The 24,700-nt window shown below is 64.8% G+C and carries 15 protein-coding genes; 8 read left to right on the top strand and 7 right to left on the bottom strand.

Translation table 11 applies throughout. From position 1 onward, the window contains the following. Positions 1-91: 91 nt before the first annotated feature. The 8 genes from FJ977_RS12080 to FJ977_RS12045 all read left to right on the top strand — a co-directional run bounded on the left by FJ977_RS12080 (position 92) and on the right by FJ977_RS12045 (position 12,649). Positions 92-3,451, top strand: a complete 3,360-nt coding sequence (locus FJ977_RS12080) for a transglutaminase family protein (RefSeq protein ID WP_140771669.1) — start codon at positions 92-94, stop codon at positions 3,449-3,451. A gap of 6 nt (positions 3,452-3,457) precedes the next feature. After that, positions 3,458-5,869: a circularly permuted type 2 ATP-grasp protein gene (locus FJ977_RS12075; RefSeq protein WP_140771667.1), complete on the top strand. Its 2,412-nt coding sequence runs from the start codon at positions 3,458-3,460 to the stop codon at positions 5,867-5,869. Positions 5,870-6,033: 164 nt separating this feature from the next. Then, the gene (locus tag FJ977_RS12070) at positions 6,034-6,918 is read left to right on the top strand and encodes a transglutaminase family protein (protein ID WP_140771665.1); all 885 of its coding nucleotides are present in this window, start codon (positions 6,034-6,036) and stop codon (positions 6,916-6,918) included. Between the two features lie 146 nt (positions 6,919-7,064). Then, positions 7,065-8,003, top strand: a complete 939-nt coding sequence (locus FJ977_RS12065) for a glycosyltransferase family A protein (protein ID WP_140771663.1) — start codon at positions 7,065-7,067, stop codon at positions 8,001-8,003. Between the two features lie 103 nt (positions 8,004-8,106). Further along, positions 8,107-9,195 (top strand): DNA topoisomerase IB, encoded by a 1,089-nt coding sequence (locus tag FJ977_RS12060; protein WP_140771661.1) that lies wholly within the window; start codon positions 8,107-8,109, stop codon positions 9,193-9,195. Between the two features lie 94 nt (positions 9,196-9,289). Beyond that, positions 9,290-9,664: a YciI family protein gene (locus FJ977_RS12055; RefSeq protein WP_056578181.1), complete on the top strand. Its 375-nt coding sequence runs from the start codon at positions 9,290-9,292 to the stop codon at positions 9,662-9,664. Then, positions 9,661-10,935: an RNA polymerase sigma factor gene (locus tag FJ977_RS12050; protein ID WP_140771659.1), complete on the top strand. Its 1,275-nt coding sequence runs from the start codon at positions 9,661-9,663 to the stop codon at positions 10,933-10,935. The genes FJ977_RS12055 and FJ977_RS12050 overlap by 4 nt, the downstream gene beginning before the upstream one ends. 199 nt (positions 10,936-11,134) lie before the next feature. Then, positions 11,135-12,649 carry an aldehyde dehydrogenase family protein gene (locus FJ977_RS12045; protein WP_140771657.1) on the top strand — a complete coding sequence of 505 codons (1,515 nt, stop codon included), beginning with the start codon at positions 11,135-11,137 and terminating at the stop codon, positions 12,647-12,649. 240 nt (positions 12,650-12,889) lie between these two features. Here FJ977_RS12045 and FJ977_RS12040 read toward each other — a convergent pair whose 3' ends face one another. The 7 genes from FJ977_RS12040 to FJ977_RS12010 all read right to left on the bottom strand — a co-directional run bounded on the left by FJ977_RS12040 (position 12,890) and on the right by FJ977_RS12010 (position 24,589). Then, positions 12,890-13,756: a hypothetical protein gene (locus FJ977_RS12040; RefSeq protein WP_140771655.1), complete on the bottom strand. Its 867-nt coding sequence runs from the start codon at positions 13,754-13,756 to the stop codon at positions 12,890-12,892. A 156-nt stretch (positions 13,757-13,912) separates the two neighbouring features. Continuing rightward, positions 13,913-14,827: a hypothetical protein gene (locus FJ977_RS12035; RefSeq protein ID WP_140771653.1), complete on the bottom strand. Its 915-nt coding sequence runs from the start codon at positions 14,825-14,827 to the stop codon at positions 13,913-13,915. 505 nt (positions 14,828-15,332) lie between these two features. Continuing rightward, positions 15,333-15,707 (bottom strand): hypothetical protein, encoded by a 375-nt coding sequence (locus tag FJ977_RS12030; protein ID WP_140771651.1) that lies wholly within the window; start codon positions 15,705-15,707, stop codon positions 15,333-15,335. 196 nt (positions 15,708-15,903) lie between these two features. Beyond that, positions 15,904-19,188, bottom strand: a complete 3,285-nt coding sequence (locus FJ977_RS12025) for an efflux RND transporter permease subunit (protein ID WP_140771649.1) — start codon at positions 19,186-19,188, stop codon at positions 15,904-15,906. Then, a complete protein-coding gene (locus tag FJ977_RS12020; RefSeq protein ID WP_140771647.1) occupies positions 19,185-22,319 on the bottom strand; it encodes an MdtB/MuxB family multidrug efflux RND transporter permease subunit in 3,135 nt (1,044 codons plus the stop codon). The genes FJ977_RS12025 and FJ977_RS12020 overlap by 4 nt, the downstream gene beginning before the upstream one ends. Beyond that, on the bottom strand, positions 22,316-23,701 hold the full coding sequence (locus FJ977_RS12015) for an MdtA/MuxA family multidrug efflux RND transporter periplasmic adaptor subunit (RefSeq protein ID WP_140771645.1): 1,386 nt from the start codon (positions 23,699-23,701) through the stop codon (positions 22,316-22,318). The genes FJ977_RS12020 and FJ977_RS12015 overlap by 4 nt, the downstream gene beginning before the upstream one ends. A 129-nt stretch (positions 23,702-23,830) precedes the next feature. Then, complete coding sequence (locus tag FJ977_RS12010) at positions 23,831-24,589, bottom strand: SDR family oxidoreductase (RefSeq protein ID WP_056578165.1); 759 nt, start codon at positions 24,587-24,589, stop codon at positions 23,831-23,833. Between the last annotated feature and the right edge of the window lie 111 nt (positions 24,590-24,700).

Here is a 24,700-nt window from a genome sequence, read left to right as displayed (position 1 = left end):
CTTTAATTTAGGTGCAGCGCAACATCCGCTTGGAGAATGGCGGCCAGATGTGTCAGGGTTCGGCTGAATAAACGCCGATCTCCGGGGCCCCATGGCAATTCTGGCAGCCGTCTACCACCTGACCCACTACAAATATGACCGGCCGGTGGTTCTCGGGCCCCAGATCATCAGGCTGCAGCCGGCACCGCATTCCCGTACCAAGGTCTTGAGCCACTCGCTCAAGGTCGAGCCGGCGAACCATTTCGTCAATTTGCAGCAGGATCCCTACGGCAACTTCCTTGCCCGCTTCGTCTTTCCCGAGCCGGTGAGCGAGCTCAAGATCGAGGTTGACCTCGTCGCCGACATGACGGTCTACAATCCGTTCGATTTCTTCGTCGAACCGTCGGCCGAGACATTCCCGTTCGAATACCCGGAGGAGATCAGGGATGACCTCGCTATCTACCGGACGCCGGAACCGGCGGGGCCGCTGCTTTCGGCTTTCCTGAAAACCGTTGACACCACCCAGAAGAACACGGTCAATTTCCTTGTCGACCTGAATGCCCGGTTGCAACGCGAGATCGCCTATATCGTGCGCATGGAGACCGGCGTGTTCTCGCCGGAGGAAACGCTGGCCGCCGGCAAGGGATCGTGCCGGGACTCTAGCTGGTTGCTGGTGCAGATCCTGCGCCATCTCGGCATCGCCGCGCGCTTCGTGTCGGGCTATCTGATCCAGCTCAAACCCGACCTCATCGCGCTCGATGGGCCGGCCGGCACATCAGTCGACTTCACGGATCTGCATGCCTGGTGCGAGGTCTATCTTCCCGGCGCCGGCTGGATCGGCTTCGATCCGACCTCCGGCCTGCTCACCGGCGAGAGCCATGTGCCGCTCGCCGCGACACCGCATTTCCGCAATGCGGCCCCCATTTCCGGCATGGCGAGCTTTGCCAATGTCGAATTCGGCTTCGACATGCGGGTCGACCGCATCGCCGAGCATCCGCGCATCACCAAGCCGTTCTCGGATGAAAGCTGGCGGGCGCTCGACGCGCTCGGCAACAGGGTCGATGCCGCACTTGGCGAAGGCGATGTGCGGCTGACGATGGGCGGCGAGCCGACCTTCGTGTCGATCGATGATTTCGAGTCGGCCGAATGGAACACCGCCGCCGTCGGGCCGACCAAGCGTGAAAAGGCCGATGCGCTGATCCGTCGGCTGCGCGAACGTTTCGCGCCGGGCGGCTTCCTCCATTACGGCCAGGGCAAATGGTATCCCGGTGAAAGCCTGCCGCGCTGGACCTTTTCGCTCTACTGGCGTGCCGATGGCGAGCCTGTGTGGAGCGACCCGTCGCTGATCGCGCGCGAAAAGAGTTCGGCCGATATCGGCCCGAAACAGGCCGAAAGCCTTCTCACCGCGATCGCCGGTGAACTCGGCATCGACACGTCGATGGTCAGCGAAGCTTATGAGGACCCGGCCGAGTGGCTGCTCAAGGAAGGCAAGCTGCCGGAGAATGTCGATCCGTCCAATTCCAAGCTGGAGGATCCGGAAGAGCGCAGCCGTATGGCCAAAGTGTTCGAGCGCGGGCTGACCAAGCCGTCCGGCTATGTGCTGCCGGTGCAGCGCTGGAACAGCCAGGCATCCGGGCCACGCTGGCGTTCGGAAAAATGGAAGACGCGACGCGGGCGGCTGTTCCTGGTGCCTGGCGATTCACCGGTCGGTTATCGCTTGCCGCTCGGCACGCTGCCTTATGTGCCACCGGCGCAATTCCCCTACATCGTGCCCGTCGATCCGTCGCTGCCGCGCGGAGCGCTGCCCGCGCGTGAAGCCATCTTGCCCTCCGCCGCGCCTGCCGAACTTGAAGGCGCCGACGAGATGGCGCGCCGGCAGCAGGCGGTGTCGTTCACCGCGGCGACCGGCCAGCAGGACCGGGTCGAACAGGAGATCACCGAGATTGGTGGCGCGGTGCGCACCGCGCTCTCGGTTGAGCCGCGCGATGGACGGCTCTGCGTGTTCATGCCGCCGGTTGAAGCACTGGAGGACTATCTCGAACTGGTCGCGGCCGCCGAGAACGCTGCGCGAGCCATCGGCCTTCCCGTCCACATCGAGGGCTATGGCCCGCCGCATGATCCGCGCCTCAATGTCATCCGCGTCGCGCCCGATCCCGGCGTCATCGAGGTCAACATCCATCCGGCTTCCAACTGGCAGGATTGCGTGGCGACGACGACGGCAATCTATGAGGAAGCGCGGCTGACGCGGCTTGGCGCCGACAAATTCATGATCGACGGCCGCCACACGGGCACTGGCGGTGGCAATCATGTCGTCGTCGGCGGCGCGACACCAAACGACAGCCCGTTCCTGCGCCGGCCCGATCTGTTGAAGAGCCTGGTGCTGCAATGGCAGCGGCATCCGTCGCTGTCCTACCTGTTTTCGGGCCTGTTCATCGGTCCGACCAGCCAGGCGCCGCGCTTCGACGAGGCGCGCCACGATTCGCTCTACGAACTCGAAATCGCCATGGCGCAGGTGCCGCATCCCGACCAGGGCGCGGCACCCCTGCCTTGGCTGGTCGACCGGCTGTTCCGCAACCTGTTGACGGACGTGACCGGCAACACGCATCGCTCGGAAATCTGCATCGACAAGCTGTTCTCGCCGGATGGGCCGACCGGCCGGCTCGGCCTGGTCGAATTCCGCGGCTTCGAAATGCCGCCCAACGCGCGCATGAGCCTCGCGCAGCAGCTTCTGGTCCGTGCCATCATCGCCCGTGCATGGAAGAACCCGCTCGACGGCCGTTTCGTGCGCTGGGGCACTTCGCTGCATGACCGCTTCATGCTGCCGCATCATGTCTGGGCTGATTTTCTCGACGTGCTGGACGACCTCAAGCTCAACGGTTTCGAATTCCGGCCTGAATGGTTCGACGCCCAGCTCGAATTCCGTTTTCCCTTCTGCGGCGAGGTGCGGCATGCCGGCATCAAGCTGGAACTGCGGCAGGCGCTGGAGCCGTGGCACGTCATGGGCGAGCAGGGCGCGATCGGCGGAACCGTGCGCTTTGTCGATTCCTCGGTCGAACGGCTGCAGGTCAAGACCGAAGGGCTCAATCCGGAACGCCATGCAATCGTCTGCAACGGCCGCATCGTGCCGATGAAGGTGACGGACAATCGCGAGGTGGCGGTGGCGGGCGTGCGCTTCAAGGCCTGGCAGCCGGCGTCCGGCCTGCATCCGGCGCTGCCGGTCAACACGCCGCTGGTGTTCGACATCTACGACCGCTGGTCGGGCAGGGCGGTCGGCGGCTGCGTCTACCATGTCGCGCATCCCGGCGGGCGCAACTACGATACGTTCCCGGTCAACGGCAACGAGGCGGAAGCGCGGCGGCTCGCCCGCTTCGAACCGCGCGGCCACACGCCATCAGGCTATGTGCTGCGCGAAGAACAACCGGCGGAAGATTTCCCGATGACCCTTGACCTTCGGCGTCCACCCAGACTGTGATCGGACATGGCAAAGGGGAATCACAAGAGGGTACGCGGCAAGCCGCAGATCCACAGCCTGCTGGAGCACTACCAGCCGATCGACGGTGTCGTCGACGAAATGGTCGACGCGTCAGGCAATCCCCGTCCGGCGTGGAAGCAGTTCATCGAGGCGCTCGACGAAATAGGCTCTGAAAAGCTCGGCCAGCGTTTCGCCCGCGCCGACCAGTATCTGCGCGATGCCGGCGTCTATTACCGCGTCTACGACAAGGCCGGCGCCAATGAGCGCGAATGGCCGCTGGCGCATGTGCCCTTGGCCATCGAAGACGCCGAATGGGCCGCAATCAGCGCCGGGCTCATCCAGAGGGCCGAGCTGTTCGAGGAAACCATCGCCGATATCCATGGGCGCAACCGGCTGGTCGAAAAAGGCATCCTGCCGGCGGGATTGATCGCGGCCAGCCCCGAATATTTGCGGCCCGTGATCGGTACCACGCCGGCCGGTGGCCATTTCCTGCATTTCTGTGCTTTCGAGCTCGGCCGTGGACCCGATGGCCGCTGGTGGGTGCTGGGCGACCGCACGCAAGCGCCATCGGGCGCCGGCTTCGCGCTGGAGAACCGCGTCGCCACCACGCGCGCGCTGTCCGACATCTATGGCGAGATGCACGTGCACCGGCTTGCCGGCTTCTTCCGACGCTTCCGCGATGCGCTGATCGGCATGGCCAGGGAAACCGACGGCCGCGTCGCCATCCTGACGCCGGGGCCGCTCAACGAAACCTACTACGAACACGCCTATATCGCCCGTTACCTCGGCATCATGCTGCTCGAGGGCGAGGACCTCACTGTTTCCGGCGGCAGGCTGATGGTGCGCACCGTTTCCGGCCTGATGCCGATCAGCGTGCTCTGGCGCCGTCTCGATGCCGCCTTCGCCGATCCGCTCGAATTGCGCTCGGACTCGCAGATCGGCACGCCGGGGCTGGTGGAAGCGATCCGCCAGGGTGCGGTTGCGACCGTCAACGCGCTGGGCTCAGGCCTGATGGAAACGCGGGCGCTGCTTGCTTTCCTGCCCAAGATCGCGCGCGAATTGCGCGGCGAGGAGCTGCTGCTGCCGAGCGTCGCGACCTGGTGGTGCGGGCAGGCGACGGAACGCGCCCATGTGCTTGCCAATATCGACCGCATGGTGGTCGGCCCGGCGCTCTCGACGAGACTAGCCTTCGAGGATGATGGCCAGACCACGCTGGGCTCGACGCTGTCGGCCGGCGAGCGGGCCGAACTGGTGGCGCGCATCGAACGCGACGGCGGCGCCTTCGTCGGCCAGGAAGCGGTGACGCTGTCGACGACACCGGTCTTTGTCGGCGGCTGGCTGGAGCCGCGGCCGGCGAGTTTGCGCGTTTATCTGGCACGCACGCCCGAGGGCTGGACGGTGATGCCGGGCGGGTTCGCCCGCGTCGGCCTGTCGCTCGACCCGACCGCGATCGCCATGCAGCGCGGCGGCCAGGCGGCTGACGTCTGGGTGGTCAGCGACAGGCCGGTTGAGCGTGAAACGCTGTTGCCGCAGGAGGGCGACAGCTTCAGCCGCACCCGGCCGGGCAGCCTGCCCAGCCGCGCGGCGGAGAACCTGACCTGGCTCGGGCGCTATATCGAGCGCTCGGAAGACACGGTGCGCATCCTGCGCGCCTATCATGTGCGGCTGGCCGAGACCTCCGATCCGGATATGCCGCTGATGGCCGACATCAGGGACTATCTCGAACCGTTCGGCATCGACGTTGCGACAGCGATCCCGTTGGGGCTGATCGGAACGCTCGACAGCGCGGTCTACAGCGCAGGACAGATCCGCGACCGCTTCTCGCCCGATGGCTGGCTGGCGCTGAAGGACCTGTCGAAGACCATCCATCAGTTCGCCAAGACGGTGGCGCCGGGCGACGATGCGACACGGGCAATGACGGTGATCCTGCGCAAGCTCGCCGGCTTTTCCGGCCTGCTGCACGAGAACATGTACCGCTTCGCCGGCTGGCGTTTCCTCGAGATCGGCCGGCGGCTGGAGCGCGGCATCCAGATTGCCCGTACGCTGTCCCGGCTGACCGGCTCCAAGGCGCCGGATGGGGCGCTCGACATGATGCTCGAGATCGGCGACAGCGTCATGACCCACCGCCGGCAGTATCCGGTGCAGGCTGGCCGGCGCACGGTGATCGATCTTCTGGCGCTCGACCCACTCAATCCGCGCTCCATCCTGTTCCAGCTCGAAAGGCTGAAGGCGGAGATCGGCCTGTTGCCGTCGCTTGGCGGCGAGGGGCATATGTCGCCGGCGGCAAAGGAGATCCTGCAGCTCAACACGGCCATCGCCATCAAGGAGCCATCGGACATGACGGCAAAGGCGCTGGACGAGCTCGCCTATGAGATCGGGGGGCTCTACAACAGCCTCGCCAAGGCCTATTTCGGTTAGAGCCGGATGATTTCAGATCAATCATCCAGCTCTAAATTAGGAGATAGAGCATGACGTCGTCCGGAAACCGCTTCACAGTTTTCGGCATCATGCTCTAGGCAGGCTCCGCAAAAGTGTCGCACGGTTCTGCGACAAGAACCTGCGGCAAACAAGAAAAGCAGCGCATGCTCTACGACATCAGGCTCCATCTCCATTACGACTACGCAGCCGCGGCCGGCGGCGGCCGCCATCAGATCCGCGTGCTGCCGTCGACGATTTCCGGTGTGCAACGCGTCATCGCCGCATCCCTGTCATTCACGCCGGCGCCGAATGAACGGTCGGATTTTTTGGACTTCTTCGGCAACAGCGTCACGTCCATCGCCTTTCGCGACGCGCATGACGCGCTCGACATCCGTATGAGCGCACGCGTTTCGGTGTCGCGGCCGGAACCCGGACTCGACGTGTCGCCCGATATCGCCCGGCTGAGGCAGGAACTGGCCGCGGTGCGGTCGCTGGCGCCTGATGCGCCGCACCATTTTCTGGCGGGAAGCGCTCACTCCGGCATCGATGCGGCGATAACCGCCTATGCGGGGGACAGCATTGCCGGTTCGGCCGCCGGTACGGCGATGAATCTCTGCAATCGCATCCATCGCGACTTCACCTATGACGGTGAAGCGACCACGGTGCGGACCCGGGCCAGCGATGCCTTCAAGTTGAAGCGCGGCGTCTGCCAGGATTTTTCGCACATCATGATCGCCGGCCTGCGCGGGCTCGGCATTCCGGCCGGCTATGTCAGCGGCTTCCTGCGCACCATTCCACCCAAGGGGAAGCCCCGGCTGGAAGGCGCCGATGCCATGCATGCCTGGGTCAAGGTCTGGTGCGGGCGTGACGCCGGCTGGCAGGAGTTCGATCCGACCAACGGCATGCGGGCGAGCAACGACCACATCACCGTCGGCTATGGCCGCGACTATTCCGATGTCGCGCCGATCGTCGGCGTTCTCAAGACCACGGGCGGTCAGGTGGGCGAGCAGGCCGTCGACGTCATTCCGGTCGCGCTCGAAAAGGTATGAATGCGAGCGAAACGCCGAGAAGTCCCGTTGTTGCAATTCTGGATTGTCGAAGGCGACTTCTCAAACATCGAACGGGCCGCTAGTCTGTATTCGTTCCGAGGGACAATCATCGTACTGCCAAGGCGCGCGAGCGCGGGATTTTGTAATTGAAAGCGGTCAGCGTCGTCATTCCTGCCCACAATGCAGCGGCCACAATCGCCACGACACTGGCGTCACTCGCCTGCCAGGCCGAGGTTATCGGCGAGATCCTGCTGGTCGACGATGCATCGACGGACGGCACGGCGGCGACGGCGCTGCAGGCCGCGGCGCAACTGTCCTTGCCGCTGCGTGTGCTGCCGGCCAATTGCCGCGACGCCGGCGGCGCCCGCAACGTGGCGCTGGCCGAGGCATTCCATCCGTGGGTTTACCTGATCGACGCCGACGATCTGCATCTTGATGGCGGATTGCGCGCACTGCTGCGGCAGGCCGAGAGCCAGCCGAAAGCCGACATGATCGTTGGTGCCTATCGGCGGCGGGTGAGCGGTGAGGATCGGCAGATCAAGGTGCCGAACGGCTACCAGGCCGCCTGCCTGGCAAACGCTTCCGCCTATGTGAAAGGCGACATCCGCTCGGTCGCGGTGGGCAGCGTGCTGGCGTCCCGGCGTCTGATCGGCGAGACGCGGTTTCCTGTGGGGCTTGCCTATGACGAGGACACGCTGTTCTGGGCACGGCTGATGAGCAAGGCCTCGCTGGCCATGATGCCGCAGCCGGTGATGGTCTACGAGGTTTCGCCCACCCGTTCGGACGATCGTTTTGCGATCAACCCGGTGCGGCGCTTCCTGGAGTGGCGTCGCGAACTGCGCACGCTCACGGATTGCAGCATCCCGGTCTCGGCGCTCAAGGCCAGGGAGGGACTGGTCGCCCTCAAGATCGCCCGCGTCCACTACGCCCGTGGCGACCTGGACACAGCCGCGCGCTTCCTGGCTGTGGCGGCGGTCGCGCCGAAGCGACGCTCGGAGGCATGGCGCTGCCTGCGCTACAAGCTCAAGCTCGCCGTGCGCCGCCGGCTGTCGGCTCAGCAGATAGAACTGCAAGGCGTGCTCTAGAGCAATTCGGCGCCCGTTCGGCGCCGCATCGCGGACTTTTCGGATGGCTGTGGAACCAGCAGTCAGCCAACGGCTTATCTACCGACATCTGCATGGAGCCGTCATGCTGCAGAAATCCGGATCAACCTACAGCCGATCGGCTGGCGGTGAAGCGAAGAATGGCGCGCAGCTTTCGGCAAGGGATGCCGCACTGACCTATGTCAGCGATGCCGAGCCCGGCATCCGCCGGCTGAAGGCAGGCAAGCGGTTTTCCTACAAGGGGCCGGACGGGAAAGCAGTCTCGGATGCCACCAGGGCACGGATCGAGGCGATCGTCATTCCGCCGGCTTGGACGGATGTCTGGATCTCGCCCGACGCGGATGGGCATATCCAGGCGACCGGAAGGGACCAGCGCGGACGCAAGCAGTATCGCTATCATCCGCAATGGGCCGAGGAACGCGACGGTGCCAAATATTCAAGCCTCGTCGCCTTCGCCGAAAGCCTTCCGGAGCTCCGGCGCACCATAGATCGCGATTTCCGCCGCCGCGGCCTGCCGTTTGAGCGTGTCGTCGCCGCGGTCGTCTGGCTGCTCGACAACACGATGATCCGCGTCGGCAATGCCGCCTATGCGCGTGACAACAAGAGCTTCGGCCTGACGACATTGCGCGACCGCCATGTCGACATCAAGGGGTCGAGCCTGCGCTTTGCCTTCAAGGGCAAATCCGGCAAGGAATGGAAACTGAAGCTGGTGGACCGCCGCATTGCCGGGATCGTACGGGGTGCACAGGATCTGCCGGGCCAGAAGCTGTTCCAGTATCTCGACGAGGACGGCAACAGGCGCCCGGTCCGCTCCGACGACGTCAACCGCTATATCCGCCAGGCGGTTGGCGATGCCTTCAGCTCGAAGCATTTCCGCACATGGGGCGGCACCATCCATGCCGCGTCGCTGTTTGCGCAGACGGAGCTGCCCGAAAGCCAGGCACAGCAAAAGCGAGTGATGAACAGTGTCATCGACAAGGTCGCCGAGCGGCTGGGCAACACCCGCGCGGTCTGCCGCAAATGCTATATCCACCCGCAGGTCTTCGAGGCCTGGCTGCAGGGGCGGCTGCTTGCCGAAATGGCGGAGGCCAACAAGCGCAAGCGGTCCATCGAGGGTCTCGATGAGGAGGAGGCGCTCGTGCTGAGATGGTTGAAACGCACGAACGCTGACTGACGGCAATTGTCACCCGCCATCTCGGGATTTTTTTATCGACGTCGTGTCGGGATCGGCCCTACTGTTTCGTCCTTTGACACAGAAAGGACCAGCCATGCTCTACGCCATCCTCTGCTATGCCTCCGAAGACGTCGTCAGCTCGTGGAGCAAGGCGCAGGACGACGAAGTCATGGCCAATCTCCTCGGCGTCCAGGAGAAATACGCCAAGGCCGGCCGGCTTGGTCCCGTGGCGCGGCTTCTGCCGACGACGGCGGCGACGACGCTGCGGAAGGTCAAGGGCGAATCGATCGTCATCGACGGCCCGTTCGCAGAGACCAAGGAGCAGTTCCTCGGTTTCTATACGCTCGAATGCGCCGATCTCGACGAGGCCGTCGAGTTCGCCCGTGAGCTTTCCGAGGTCAATCCGAGCGGTGGATCCTATGAGATACGGCCGGTCTCGGTGTTCAATCCCACCGGGGTTGCCGTATGACCGAACTTGCCTGGATCAGCTCCGCGATCAGCGCCGCCCGCCCGCAGGCGATGGGTGCGCTGCTGCGCTATTTCCGCGATCTCGATACGGCGGAGGAAGCTTTCCAGGATGCCTGTCTCAGGGCGTTGAAGAACTGGCCACAGAACGGGCCGCCGCGCGATCCGGCGGCCTGGCTGATCTTCGTCGGCCGCAACAGCGGCATCGACGCGGTGCGCAAGCGCGCCAAGCAGGCGCCGATGCCCGAAGAAGACCAGATCTCCGATCTGGACGATGCCGAAAGCGATATCGCCGAGCGGCTGGACGGAGCGCATTACCGCGACGACATATTGCGGCTGCTCTTCATCTGCTGCCATCCGGACCTGCCGGCAACGCAGCAGATCGCGGTCGCGCTGCGCATCGTTTCCGGCCTGACGGTCAAGCAGATCGCGCGCGCCTTCCTGGTTGGCGAGAGCGCCATGGAACAGCGCATCACCCGCGCCAAGGCGCGCATCGCCGACGCCGGTATGCCGTTCGAGACGCCGGGCGCCGTCGAGCGCTCCGAGCGGCTCGCGGCGGTGGCGGCCATGGTCTACCTTATCTTCAACGAGGGCTATTCCACCAACAGCGGCGAGGCACCGGCCCGCGCGCCGCTGTGCGAGGAGGCGATCCGGCTGGCCCGGCTGTTGCTGCGGCTGTTCCAGACCGAGCCGGAAATCATGGGGCTGACGGCGCTGCTCCTGCTCCAGCATGCGCGCGCACCGGCCCGTTTCGACGAAGACGGCGAGATCGTGCTGCTCGAGGACCAGGATCGCGGCCTGTGGAGCCGCAAGATGATCGACGAGGGGCTGGCCCTTGTCGACAAGGCTTTGCGCCATCGCAAGCCCGGCCCCTACCAGGTGCAGGCGGCGATCGCCGCCCTGCATGCGCGGGCTGATAAGGCCGAGGACACCGACTGGGTGGAGATAGACCTGCTCTATGGCCTGCTCGAACAGATGCAGCCGTCGCCGGTCATCACGCTCAACCGCGCGGTGGCGGTCTCCAAGGTGCGCGGCCCGGAAGCCGCCCTTGCCATGATCGAGCCGCTGGAGCCGAGGCTTTCCGGCTATTTTCATTTCTTCGGCCTCAAGGGCGGACTGCTGATGCAACTCGACCGGGGCGAGGAGGCGCGGATCGCCTTCGACCGGGCTATCGCGCTTGCCAACACGGCCGCGGAAGCTGCCCATATCCGCATGCATATCGACCGTTTAATGAAAGACGGTGCCGTGCGCGCGCCGGCGAAAAAGGCCAACTGAGCAGCATTCGCCGGTCTGGCTCAATCGTCTCTGGCTCAATCTTGTAATTTGGGCTTGGACCATGCCGGGGTGGCGATTTTCCCCTGAAACGAGTAAGGCCACGCCATGACTGTGCCTGGAGTGCCTTTGGCACGCGGGCGAAATAGCGAGGCTTTGACCCGACGCCATATGATGACGGCGGGATCTGAAAGGGACAAAAATGACCATAGCGAAGGAAACGGCTGAGCTTCTGGCGAAACTGGGTGTTGCCAGGGAGGCGCTTGCCGGCGGCGACCTGATCGTGAAGAGCCCGGTGACGGGTGAAGAGATCGCGGCGCTGAAGACGATCTCGCCGGCCGATGCGGCCAGGTCGATCGATGCCGCGCACAAGGCGTTCCAGTCCTGGCGGCTGGTGCCGGGGCCCAAGCGCGGCGAATTGGTGCGGCTGCTCGGCGAGGAATTGCGTATCCACAAGGCCGAGCTTGGCCGGCTGGTGTCGATCGAGGTCGGCAAGATCCCGTCCGAGGGGCTCGGCGAAGTGCAGGAGATGATCGACATCTGCGATTTCGCCGTCGGCCTGTCGCGGCAATTGTATGGTCTCACCATCGCCACCGAGCGCCCAGGCCATCGCATGATGGAAACCTGGCACCCGCTCGGCGTCGTCGGCGTCATCTCCGCCTTCAACTTCCCGGTCGCGGTGTGGTCGTGGAACGCAGCCCTGGCGCTGGTCTGCGGTGATGCGGTGGTGTGGAAGCCGTCGGAGAAGACGCCGCTGACCGCACTTGCCTGCGAGGCGATCTTTGCGCGCGCCGTCAAGCGTTTCGGCGCCGACGCGCCGCAGGGCCTGCTCCAGGTGCTGATCGGCGACCGTGCCGTCGGCGAAGTCCTGGTTGATCATCCCAAGGTGCCGCTGGTGTCGGCCACCGGCTCGACGCGCATGGGCAGGGAGGTCGGGCCAAGGCTGGCCAAGCGCTTTGCGCGCGCGGTGCTGGAACTCGGCGGCAACAATGCCGGCATCGTGGCGCCCAGCGCCGACCTCGACATGGCGCTGCGCGCGATTGCCTTCGGCGCCATGGGCACGGCCGGGCAGCGCTGCACGACGCTGCGGCGGCTGTTCGTACATGAGAGCGTCTATGACGCGCTGCTGCCGCGGCTGAAGAAGGCCTATCAGAGCGTTTCGGTCGGCAATCCGCTAGAGACCTCCTCGCTGGTCGGGCCGCTGATCGACAAGGCCGCCTACGAGTCCATGCAGAAGTCGTTGAAGGAGGCCACCGCCCATGGCGGCAAGGTGACCGGCGGCACGCGGGTCGAGAACGGTCATCCCGATGCCTATTATGTGCATCCCGCCCTTGTCGAAATGCCGAAGCAGGTCTCGCCGGTGACCGAAGAAACCTTCGCGCCGATCCTCTATGTAATGAAATACTCCGACTTCGACGCCGTGCTCGACGAGCACAATGCGGTGGGTGCGGGCCTGTCGTCGTCGATCTTCACGCGCGACCTGCAAGAATCGGAGCGCTTCCTCGGCGTCGACGGTTCGGACTGCGGCATCGCCAACGTCAACATCGGCACGTCGGGGGCCGAGATCGGTGGCGCCTTCGGCGGCGAAAAGGAAACCGGCGGCGGCCGCGAGAGCGGCTCCGATGCGTGGAAGGCCTATATGCGGCGCGCCACCAACACGGTGAACTACTCCAAGGCGCTGCCGCTGGCCCAGGGCGTCTCATTCGACATCGATTGAGACCGCCGGGGGTTGTCCAAGGCTAGTGTCGATTGGGCTCGGCGAGCATCAATCGACACAGGTGGAGGGCGTACATGCCGCACTGACGCTGGACAATCGTTCGCGCTTGTCCAGCGTCGGCTTTTCATAACGTCTTTCATGCAGGTCCCTCTCCAATCATGGCGCCGCGCATAGCGGCGATTGGAGTGCTAGCGGGCATGACGGATTCGTGCATCCCCCGTGCGGCAGACGACGCACGGGTCAGCGGGCTGCCGTCGAACCAAAGGTTTCGGTGAAAGCGGCATCCATGATCGCCAGCTTCACCGCCTGGGCGGCCATGTATTCCCCATAGAAATCGCGCGACACCCACATGACCGACTGGCCCCGTTGGCCGAGCCAGCCGACACTGCCGAGGTCTTCGGCGGCGCGAAGCTTGCGTGCAAGGTGAGTGCGCGACAGTTTCAGCCATTTCGCGAAATCGCCGATCGAGACGACGCCGGTCGGGATCCGATCGAGGCCGGCATGCTCGGGATCGACGCCCGATATCAGCCAGTCCATTACGACGCCGCCATTGTTGAGCCAGGTGAACAGGGAAAAGGTCTGCTTGGGCTCGCGCACCGGATTGGACGAGAGCAAGCCATCGGCAATCCGCGGCTGCAGCATGGCGAGCGCGTCCGGCCTGGCCAGGAACAGGGCCAGGCGGTTCGCACCGTCGAGACCGTCCAGCGTCTGCAGATGCGCCATCAGCCAGAGGGTGACCGGCTCCAGCGAGGCCGCGGCCGGCTGCATGGGACGGATGCGGCCGTCCTGTGCCGTGGGCACATACTCGATGAAACCGTAGTGCAGCATTTCCTTGACGAAGGCGTCGGCGGTGTTGCGGCTGGCCACCGAATTCTGCCGGATCGCGTCGAGGAAACGGGCTGCCGTCAGTTCCTTGCGATAGTCGTCGGGCTCCCGCCTGAAATGCAAGGCGAGACCGATATGAGCCATGAGCCAGCGTTGCTGCGTGGCAAACACCGACGCGAGCCGCGGATTCATCTCATAAGTCTGGTTCATCGCCTGTGCCTGGACGCGGATACAGCGATGCAGTGCCGGATGAGCGGCAATTTCTTCCAACGTCAGCGCCATTCCCCCCGCTGCGATAAGACCCCTTGTCGCGAAGACGCGAGGACACATTTTCAGTCTTCGCGCCTTGTGTCCAGACGCCGGCCGTCAACAGTGAGTGAATGCGCACAGTGGTACAAATCGCGGGAGCGCTTCATCGCTTCTCGCAAACGCCGCTGCTCAGCCACCGCCTCGCGATGGCGGAAAACAAGTCTCGAAGGCGGTGTCGACAACGGCCAGCTTGGCGGCCTGGACAGTCATGTACTCCTCATAGAACCCGTGCGACACCCACATCACCGAATGGCCGCGCTGGCCAACCCAGCCAATGCTGCCCAATTCCTCGGCGGTGCGCAGTTTGCGGCCGAGATGGGTCCGCGACAGCTTGAGCCATCTGGCGAAGTCGCCGATCGAAACCACGCTGGTCGGGATTCGCTCCAGGCCGGCGTGATCGGGATCGATGCCGGACATCAGCCAGTCCATGACGATGCCGCCATTGTTGAGCCAGATGAACAGGGAAAAGGTCTGGTTGGGTTCACGCACCGGCTTCGAGGCCAGCAGGCCGTCGGCTATCAGGGGCTGCAGCGTGGCAAGCATGTCGGGCCGGTCCAGGAATCTGGCCAACCGGTCGCCGCCATCGATATGGTCAAGCGTGCGCAGATGGGCAATGACCCAGCCGGTGAATCTCTCGATGGTGGCCGCCGTCGGCTGCAGGGGATGCGTGCGACCGTCCCCGCCCGCCACATACTCCGCGATGTTGTAGTGCAGCATCTCCTTGATGAAGGCGTCCGCCGTGTTGCGGCTGGCCACCGCGTTCTTGTGCACGACCTCGATGAAACGCGAGACTGTCAGTTCCTTGCGGCGGTCGTTCGGGTCGCGCCTGAAGTGCATGGCAAGGCCGACATGGCCCATAAGCCAGCGCTGCTGCGTGGCAAAGATGGAAGCCAGTCGCGGGGTTTCCTCATAGATTCGGATCAGGGACTGCGACTGTTCCTGAACGTAGCGGTGCAAGGCCGGATGGGCCGCTATGTCTTCCAATTTCAGCGCGGATCTCCTGAAGCTGTGAAACAACTCTGATGGCGAGATTGCGTTCCTCATTTTCCAACCTTCAGTATTTGTGTCCAGACGTACCAATTGCGAAGAACAGCGCCAGCCGAGATATGGATCCACGGCGACAGGTTCACGGTTCGGTCTGCTAACTGATTGCCATGGCTTGGAAAAATCCTCCCAATCACCGTCAGTCGAACGAGCGCCCGTTGGATTGATCTTCCAACGCGGCAAACTCGAACGATATCACCTATGCCGGTGCGGGCTTCATCGCAAGCAGCCAGTGAAGGGGGGCTATAAGCCTATGCACATGGTGCTGGCGGGCCGGTGACGGCCTTCTCACCGGCCCGCCGGTGGATGGCAACAGGCGGATGCTGGTCGAGGATGTTCGGCTTGGTGGCTTGACCTTCGGCCAAGGCCTGGCCGAAACAGCTTCCATCCGCGCAAATTACCTCGGTCCGGCAGGCTCCTGCCTTACTCGTTCGCGAGGCTCGATGAAAAAAATCGGCGCCCCGGAAACCTGTCCGAGGCGCCGTGCGATGATGATCAGCCCGCGTCAGCCGTTCGGGTAATAGCCGCCATCGGCGCCGTCGCCGATGTAGGTGCCGCCGCCTGAATCGGTCTGCAGTTGCTGATCCAGTCTCTCGATCTGGCCGAGCAAGCTCTGGTATGCGCCGCCACCGGTGGCCGAGCGATGGATGCTGTCGGCCTGCGTCATCAGATCGTGCTCCTGCTCAGGGGTGATCGCCTTTGCATCCATTGCCTCGACAATCCCCTGCTTGACGCCCTGCAACTGATCCAGGACCGCCCGTGACTCGACGGACATGCCGCCAGGTTCGACCCGGTGGCGATGCACCGCGTAAGCACTCGATAGTGGCACTGCCGCCAGGAGCGATGCAATTGCTATGATCTTTGGTGTGAAACCGCGCATGGTTGCGCCTCCCTTCAACGGGAAAAGCGGTAAGGCTATCGCTTTCCGATCGCGGGCAATCTGCTCCCGTCGCGTCGCGATGATCCTGTCATCGCCGGCGGTTCGTGGCCCGCAAAGTCGATATAGGGATGTTCCGGGGCCCGGCATGGCAGAGGAACGGAAAGTTGACAGGTTGTGATCGGCGGGGTGAGCCGGCTCACTCCCCGGCTTGCACAGTTGGTTGCCGGGGATACCGTGCCCGTGAACGCAATTGCCGGCACCAGCGACTGAAGCGGTCGACATAGATGTAGATGACCGGCGTCGTGTAGAGGGTCAGGATCTGGCTCAGGATCAGGCCGCCGACGATGGCGATGCCAAGCGGCTGGCGCAGTTCCGCGCCCTCGCCAAGGCCGATCGCCAATGGCACGGCGCCGAACAATGCCGCCATGGTCGTCATCATGATCGGGCGAAAGCGCAGCAGGCACGCCTGGTAGATGGCGTCATGCGCCGGCTTGCCTTCGTTGCGCTCGGCAGCCAGCGCGAAGTCGATCATCATGATCGCGTTCTTCTTGACGATGCCGATCAGGAGGATGATGCCGATCAGCGCCATGATCGAAAACTCGATGTTGAATAGGGTCAGCGCCAGCAAGGCGCCGACACCGGCCGAAGGCAAGGTCGACAGAATGGTCAGCGGGTGGGCGTAACTCTCGTAGAGAATGCCGAGCACGACATAGACGGCGATCAGCGCGGCGAGGATCAGCAGCGGCTGATCGGACAGCGAGTCCTGGAAGACGCGCGCCGTGCCCTGGAAACTGCCATGAATGGTGGCCGGCATGCCGATGCGGTCGGCAGCGGCGTTGATGGCCGCGACGCCTTCGCTGAGCGCGACGCCGGGCGCCAGATTGAAGGACAGGGTGGTGGCGACGAACAGGCCCTGATGGTTGACCGACAGCGGCGTGCTGCCGGGGCCGTAATGCGCGACGGCCGACAACGGCACCATGGTCTCGGCTCCGGTGCTGACCGCCGATCCGGTCGAGGCCGCCGTCCTGCCGGTGCTGGTGATGGAATTGTTGGCCTGGTTGCGCGCCGCGTCGGCGGCGATCGACTGTGCCGAGGTGGACCGGCCTGCCGCAACGAATGTGCCGGCGACCGCATTGCTGGCCTGCGAACCATGCACCGAACCGCCGGAGGTGCTGACATAGACCTTGTTCAGCGCGTCCGGGTTCTGCCAGTATTGCGGCGCCACCTCCATGATGACGTGATACTGGTTGCGCGCCACGTAGATGGTCGACACCTGGCGTTGGCCGAAGGCGTCGTAGAGCGTGTTGTCGATCTGGCTGGCTGATACGCCGAGGCGCGTCGCCGTATCACGGTCGATGGTGACGTCGGCTTCCAGGCCTTTGTTCTGCTGGTCGGAGTTGACGTCGGTGAGCCTGGGCTCTGTTTGCAGCGCGGCGGCGAGCTTCGGCGCCCACTCCGCCAGCTCGTCGAAACTGTCACCTTGCAATGTGTACTGGTATTGCGCGTTCGACTGACGCCCGCCGACGCGAATATCCTGCACCGCCTGCAGGAACAGCGTGGCGCCCGGCACATCAGCCAGTTCGCGCCGCAGCCGGCCGATGACCTGGTCGGCGGAGATCTTGCGCTCGGCCAGCGGCTTCAGCGACACGAACATGAAGCCGGAATTGGTCTGGCCGCCGCCGGTGAAGCCGACGGCTGTGTCGACGGCCGGATCCTTGCCGACGATGGCCGCGTACTGGCTGAGTTTCTGCGACATCGACTGGAAAGAGGTTGCCTGGTCGGCCTGGATCGAGCCGGTCAGCCGTCCGGTGTCCTGCTGCGGGAAGAAGCCCTTCGGGATGGTGACATAGAGGTAGCCGTTGAGGCAGAGCGTGGCCGCAAGCACGGCCATGATCAGCAGCGGATTGTCGAGCGCCCAGGACAGCGACCGGCGATAGAAATTCAGCATGCCCTCGAAGATACGTTCGCTGAAACGATACAGCCGGCCGTGTTCGCGTTCTCCCTCGGGGCGCAGCAGGATCGAGCACATCATCGGCGTCGTGGTCAGCGATATTGCGAGCGAGACCAGGATCGCCGCAGACAGCGTTATGGCGAATTCGCGGAACAGCCGGCCAACGATGCCGCCCATCAGCAGGATCGGGATGAAGACGGCGATCAGCGACAGGCTCATCGACAGTACGGTGAAGCCGACTTCCTGGGAGCCCTTGATGGCCGCCTCCATGCGGCCCATGCCGGAAGCGGTGTGGCGGGCGATGTTTTCAAGCACGACGATGGCATCGTCGACGACAAAGCCGGTGGCGACCGTCATCGCCATCAGCGACAGATTGTCGATGCTGAAGCCCATGAGGTACATAGCGCCCAGCGTGCCGACCAGGGACACGGGCACGGTCACGATCGGCACCAGCGCCGAGCGCACGTCGCGCAGGAAGGCGAAGACGACGAGGATCACCAGGCCGATGGCGATCATCAGCGTCCGCGCGACCTCGCTCAGCGAGGCGCGGATGGTGGTCGAGCGGTCGACCGCCAGCGACAGGTCGATGGCCGGCGAGATGGAGGCGCGCAGCGTCGGCAACAGCGCCTTCACCCGGTCCACCGGCGCGATGATGTTGGCGTTGGGCGAGCGGTTGAGGATGATCAGCACGCCCGGCTTGCCGTTGGCGAGACCGGCATTGCGGATGTTCTCGACGGAATCATTGACCTGGCCGACATCGGAAAGCCTGACCGGCGCGCCATTGCGGTAGGCGACGATGAGTGAGCGGTAGGCGTCCGCCTGGTTGGCCTGGTCGTTGGCGTAGATCTGATAGCGTTGCTGGCCGACATCGATCGCGCCCTTGGGGCTGTGGGCGTTGGCGGAGGCAAGGGCCGCGCGCACATCCTCCAGCCCGATGCCGTAATCGTAGAGCACCTGCGGGTTGAGTTCGACGCGCACGGCCGGCAGCGAGCTGCCGCCCACCGAGACCTCGCCGATGCCGTCGACCTGCGATAGTTTCTGCGCCAGCACGGTGCTGGCGGCATCGAAGAGCTGGCCCTTGGACAGGGTGTCCGATGTCATCGACAGGATGAGGATCGGGGCATCGGCGGGATTGACCTTGCGATAGGTCGGGTTGGAGCGCAGGCTGGACGGCAGGTCGGCGCGCGCGGCGTTGATCGCCGCTTGGACGTCACGCGCGGCGCCGTCGATGTCGCGGTCCAGCCCGAACTGCAAGGTGATGCGGGCGCTGCCGACGCTGCTCGACGAGGTCATTTCATTGACGTCGGCAATCTCGCCGAGATGCCGCTCGAGCGGGCTGGCGACGGTGTTGGCCACCACCTGGGGACTGGCCCCCGGCAGCGAGGCCGACACCGAGATGACGGGGTAGTCGACCGCCGGCAGCGGTGCCACCGGCAATTGCGGAAACGCCACCAGTCCGGCCGCCAGCAGGCCGAAGGTCAGCAGCGTCGTTGCCACCGGCCGCCGGATGAAGGGAACCGACAGGTTCATGGCCTGGCGTCCATGCCCTGGATGCGGGGACGATCGGGGGCACCGGGCCGATTGGGTTCGATGCCTCGCAAGCGGGCGGCAAGGCGGTCGAACCAGAGATAGATCACCGGCGTGGTGAACAGGGTCAGCAACTGGCTGAGCAGCAGGCCGCCGACGATCGAGACACCCAGGGGATGGCGCAGCTCCGAGCCGACGCCGGTGCCCAGCATCAGCGGCAAGGCGCCCAGCATTGCCGCCAGTGTCGTCATCAGGATCGGGCGGAAGCGCAGCAGGCAGGCCTGGTAGATGGCCTCGCGCGGCGTCTTGCCCTCATGGCGCTGCGCGTCGAGCGCGAAGTCGATCATCATGATGGCGTTCTTCTTGACCACGCCGATCAACAGGATGATGCCGATGATCGAGATGATGGTCAGGTCCTGGCCGGCGATCATCAGCGCCAGCAGCGCGCCGATGCCGGCTGAAGGCAGCGTCGACAGGATGGTGATCGGATGGATGAAGCTCTCATAGAGCACGCCGAGCACGATGTAGACGGTCACCACCGCCGCCAGGATCAGGAACAGCGTGTTGTCGAGCGAAGCCTGGAAGGCGCGGGCGGCGCCCTGGAAGCTGGTGATGATGCTGAGCGGCATGCCGATGTCGGCCTGCGCCTGCTGGATCGCGGTGACCGCCTCGCCGAGCGACGCGCCCGGCGCCAGGTTGAACGAGACGGTGGTGGCCGGGAATTGCCCCATATGGGTGATCTGCAGCGGCGAGGTGGCGATATGGGTGGTCGCCACCACCGACAGTGGCACCGGCGCGCCACCCGTTGACGAAGGTAGGTAGACGGAGGACAGCGCCTTCAGCGAGTCCTGTTCGGACGGGGCGGCCTCGAGAATGACGCGGTACTGGCTTGACGTGGTGTAGATGGTCGAGACCATGCGCTGGCCGAAAGCGTCGTAAAGCGCATTGTCGACGGTCGCCGGCGTGATGCCGAAACGGGCGGCCTGGTCGCGGTCGATGTCGACAAAGACGGCAAGGCCGCTGTTCGACAGGTCGCTGGCGACATCGGCGAGCTGCGGCAGCGTGTTCAGCCTGGCGAGCAGCTTCGGCGTCCATTCGCCCAATTCGTCGGCATTGGCGTCCTGAAGCACGAATTGATACTGGGTGCGGCTGACCTGGCCGTCGATGGTCAAATCCTGGACCGGTTGCATGTAGAGGGTGACGCCAGCCACCGAAGCGGCTTCCTGTTTCAGGCGCGCGATGACGGCGGTGATACCGGCGGTGCGCTCCTCATGCGGCTTGAGGTTGATCAGGATGCGGCCGACATTGAGCGTGGTGTTGGTGCCGTCGACGCCGATGAAGGACGACAGGCTGTCGACATCGGGATCCCTGAGGATGATGGCAGCCAGCTGCTGCTGGCGCTGCGCCATGGCGGCATAGGAGATCGACTGCGGCGCCTCTGATATGGCCTGGATGACGCCGGTGTCCTGTACCGGGAAGAACCCCTTGGGGATGACCACGTAGAGCACCGCCGTCAGCACCAGGGTCGCCGCCGCCACCACGAGCATCAGCGTCTGCCGGTCGAGCACCCAGGTCAGTGCCCGGCCATAGCCGCGGATCACCCAGTCGAAGAAATCGTGGCTGGCGCGCTGCAGGGCATTCTCATGCACCGCCGACAAGGGTTTCAGCAGCTTGGCGCAGGCCATCGGCACCAGCGTCAGCGATACCACGGCCGAGATCAGGATAGTGGTGGCGAGCGTGATGGAGAATTCGCGGAACAGCCGGCCCACGACGTCGCCCATGAACAGAAGCGGGATCAGCACCGCGATCAGTGAGACGGTCAGCGAGATGATGGTGAAGCCGATCTGCTGCGACCCTTTCAGCGCCGCCTGCAGCGGAGTCGCGCCTTCCTCGACATAGCGCGCGACGTTCTCGATGACGACGATGGCGTCGTCGACGACGAAGCCGGTGGCGATGGTCAGCGCCATGAGCGACAGATTGTCGAGGCTGAAGCCGAACAGGTACATGACGCCCAGCGTGCCGACCAGCGACAGCGGCACCGAGAGGCTCGGGATGAGCGTGGCGCGCGCGCTGCGCAGGAAGACGAAGATGACCAGCACGACGAGGATGATCGACAGCGTCAGCTCGTATTCGACGTCGCGCACGGAGGCGCGGATGGTCGTGGTGCGGTCGGTCAGGACCTTCACGTCGATGGCGTTCGGCAGCGAGGCCTGGAGCTGCGGCAGCAGCGCCTTGATGCGGTCCACCACGTCGATGACGTTGGCGCCGGGCTGGCGCTGGATGTTGAGGATGATCGCCGGCGTGCTGTTCATCCAGGCTGCCAGCCGGTTGTTCTCGGTGGCGTCGACCACATCGGCCACATCGCTGAGCCGCACCGGGGCGCCATCCTTGTAGGCGACGATCAGTGAGCGATATTCGTCGGCGCTCTTCAACTGGTCGTTGGCGTTGATCGTGTAGGCGCGCGAGGGTCCGTCGAAATTACCTTTCGGCGTGTTGACGTTGGCGCTGCCCAGCGTGGTGCGCAGGTCGTCGAGATTGAGGCCATAGGCTGCGAGCTTGCGCGGGTCGGCCTGGACGCGCACGGCGGGGCGCTGGCCGCCACTGAGGCTGACCAGGCCGACCCCCGGCAGCTGCGATATCTTCTGCGCCAGCCGGGTGTCGGCAAGCTGCTGCACGTCGCGCAGCGGCATCGTGGCCGAGGTCAGGCCCAGCGTCAGCACTGGCGCGTCCGCCGGATTGACCTTGGCATAGATCGGCGGCGCCGGCAGGTCGGCCGGCAAAAGATTGCCGGCGGCGTTGATGGCGGCCTGCACCTCCTGTTCGGCGACATCGAGCGAGATCGCCAGGCTGAACTGCAGCGTGATGACCGAGGAGCCGGCCGAGCTTACCGAGTTCATCTGGTTGAGGTTGGCGATCTGGCCGAGCTGGACCTCCAGCGGCGCGGTGACCGAGGACGTCATGACGTCAGGGCTGGCACCGGGATAGAAGGTCTGCACCTGGATGGTCGGATAGTCGACCTCGGGCAGGGCCGAGACGGGCAGATAACGATAGGCGAGCAGGCCGGACAGCATGATGGCGACCATGAACAGCGACGTCGCCACCGGCCGCAGGATGAAGGCTCGCGACGGGCTCATTGCTGCTGCCCGGACTCCGCGTGACGGTGCTTGCGGCCCTGGCCCTTGTGCCTGCCCGTGTCGTCCGGCTTCGGCGTATCGGATACGGGCTGGTCGGATGCCGGCGCCTGCGCCTGGGGCGCCGTGCCGGCGGGCAAGGCAGCGGATGCCTGCGCAGGTGTCTGTGCTGGCGCCTGTGTTGAGGGCTGTGCCGGGGCTGGCGCCTGGCCGTCCTGTGCGAGGTTGACATGGGCGCCGTCGCGGAGCTTGTCGGCGCCGTCGACGACGACACGGTCGCCGGGGCTCAGGCCGGCGAGTATCTCGACATGCTCGCCATTGGTGACGCCGAGCGTGACCTTGCGCACGGAAACCGTGCTGTCGGGATTGACCAGGTAGACGAAGGTGCCGGGCAGGCCGCGCTGGATCGCCGCTACCGGGGAGATCGCCACGTCCTTGTGCTCGTCGACGAGAAGCGCGACGTTGACGAACTGGTTCGGATAGAGGACACGAGCCTCATTGGCGAAGCCCGCCCTCAGCTTGATGGTGCCGGTGCTTGGGTCGATCTGGCTGTCGAAGGTCTCGAGCTGGCCGGCGGCGAGCTTCTTGGCTCCGGCGCGGTCGAAGGCGGTGACGGGCAGCGTGGCCCCCTGCTGCATGCGCTGCGCGATCGCGGGCAATTCATCCTCGGGCACGGTGAACAGCACGCTGATCGGCTGGACCTGCGTGATGACGACGATGCCGTTGGCATCGCTGGGGGTTACGTAGTTGCCCTGATCGACCTGGCGCAGGCCGGCCCGTCCGTCGACCGGAGCCAGGATGCGGCAATAATCGAGATTGAGGGTGGCGGTCTGTATCATCGCCTGGTCGACCTGGATGGAACCCTGATCCTGCGCGACAAGGGCGACCTGCGCGTCGAGGGTCTGGGGTGTCGCCGTTCCCTGGGCCACCAGCTTCTGGTCACGAACGAGGTCGAGCTGGGCATCCCTGAGCATGGCCTGGTCGCGCGCCAACTGGCCCTGGGCCTGGGCAAGCGCCGCCTGGTAGGGGCGGGGATCGATCTGCGCAAGCAGGTCGCCCTTCTTGACGTCCTGGCCCTCCTTGAAATTCACCTGGACGAGCGGACCGGTGACCTGCGGCTTGACCGTGACGGTGGAGAGCGAAGTCACCGTGCCGAGGGCATTGAGGGTGACATCTATCGTGCCCTTTTCGATGGCGGCGGCGCCGATCGTCGTCGGCTGCGCGCCGCGTCTGCCGCCGGGCTGCCTGGCCTCGACATGCGGCCGCTGATAGAGATAGGCGCCCGTGGCGGCAACGATCGCAATGAAGATCAGCCAGGGGATCCAGCCGCGCGAACGGCGTTGCGCGACGGTCGTCTGCAGGGGCATTTCCAATTGCTGGTCCATGGCGGCGTCTTTCACCCCCGTGAACCAATATGGCTGAAACCGGCCCAAGTCGAATTAACACTTGGACAGGTTCGAACGGCTCTGCGGCCGTTCGCTTCGGTCGCGCCATCGCGACCTGGCGGGCGCCTTCTACATGCGCATCAACAGGCCGCCATCGACCGCAAGCTCGATGCCGGTGATGTAGCTCGCCGCGTCGGAGAGGAGGAACAGCGCGGCGTTGGCCATGTCCTGCGGCGTGCCGATGCGACCGAGCGGTGCGTAGCTCGCCACGGCCGAGCGCTTTTCCTCGGTGTCCCAGCGCGCCTGCAGTGGCGTCAACGCCATGCCGGGGCAGATGGCGTTGGAGCGGATGCGCTCACCGGCGAGCTGCATGGCGAGTGATTTGGAGAGCGCACACACACCTGCCTTCGAGGCCTGGTAGGCGTCCTGCGGATTGGCGTCGCCGCGATACCACTGGATGGTCGAGAAATGCACCATGGCGCCGCCGCGTCCGCCCGAGCGCATATGCGGAACGACCGAGCGTGCGGTGTGGACGAAGGACTTCAGATTGATGTTGAAAACCTCGTCCCAGACGTCGAGGTCCATCTCCAAGGCCGATTTGTCGCGGCCGAACCACAGCACGCCCGCGACATTGGCGAGATAGTCGATGCCGCCGCGTTCGCGGCCCGCCGTATTGACCACTTGTTCGACGAAGGCGGCGTCGGTCAGATCGCCCTGCGCGAAGGTGAGCCTGTCGTCATAGGCGGCCAGCGACGCCGGACGGGCCTTGACGTCGATGGCGGTGACGGAGGCGCCGGCATCGAGCAGGGCCAGCGTGATCGCCTCGCCCATGCCGCCGCCCGCGCCGGCGACCACCGCATGCCTGCCGGTGAAATCGTAAGCGATCATCTCAACTCCCTCATGTGCTGCCGCCAATGCGCGATGTCGGGACAATAGGGGCGGATAAAAATTCCATCAAGCGGTATTAGAAAAAATTTGCCAAAATGGAAAATCGCGATA

It is taken from the genome of Mesorhizobium sp. B2-1-3A (assembly GCF_006442655.1).
GTDB lineage: Bacteria > Pseudomonadota > Alphaproteobacteria > Rhizobiales > Rhizobiaceae > Mesorhizobium.
The sequence above is the reverse complement of the archived record's forward strand: the minus strand, read 5'-3'. Positions and strand labels throughout refer to the sequence as shown.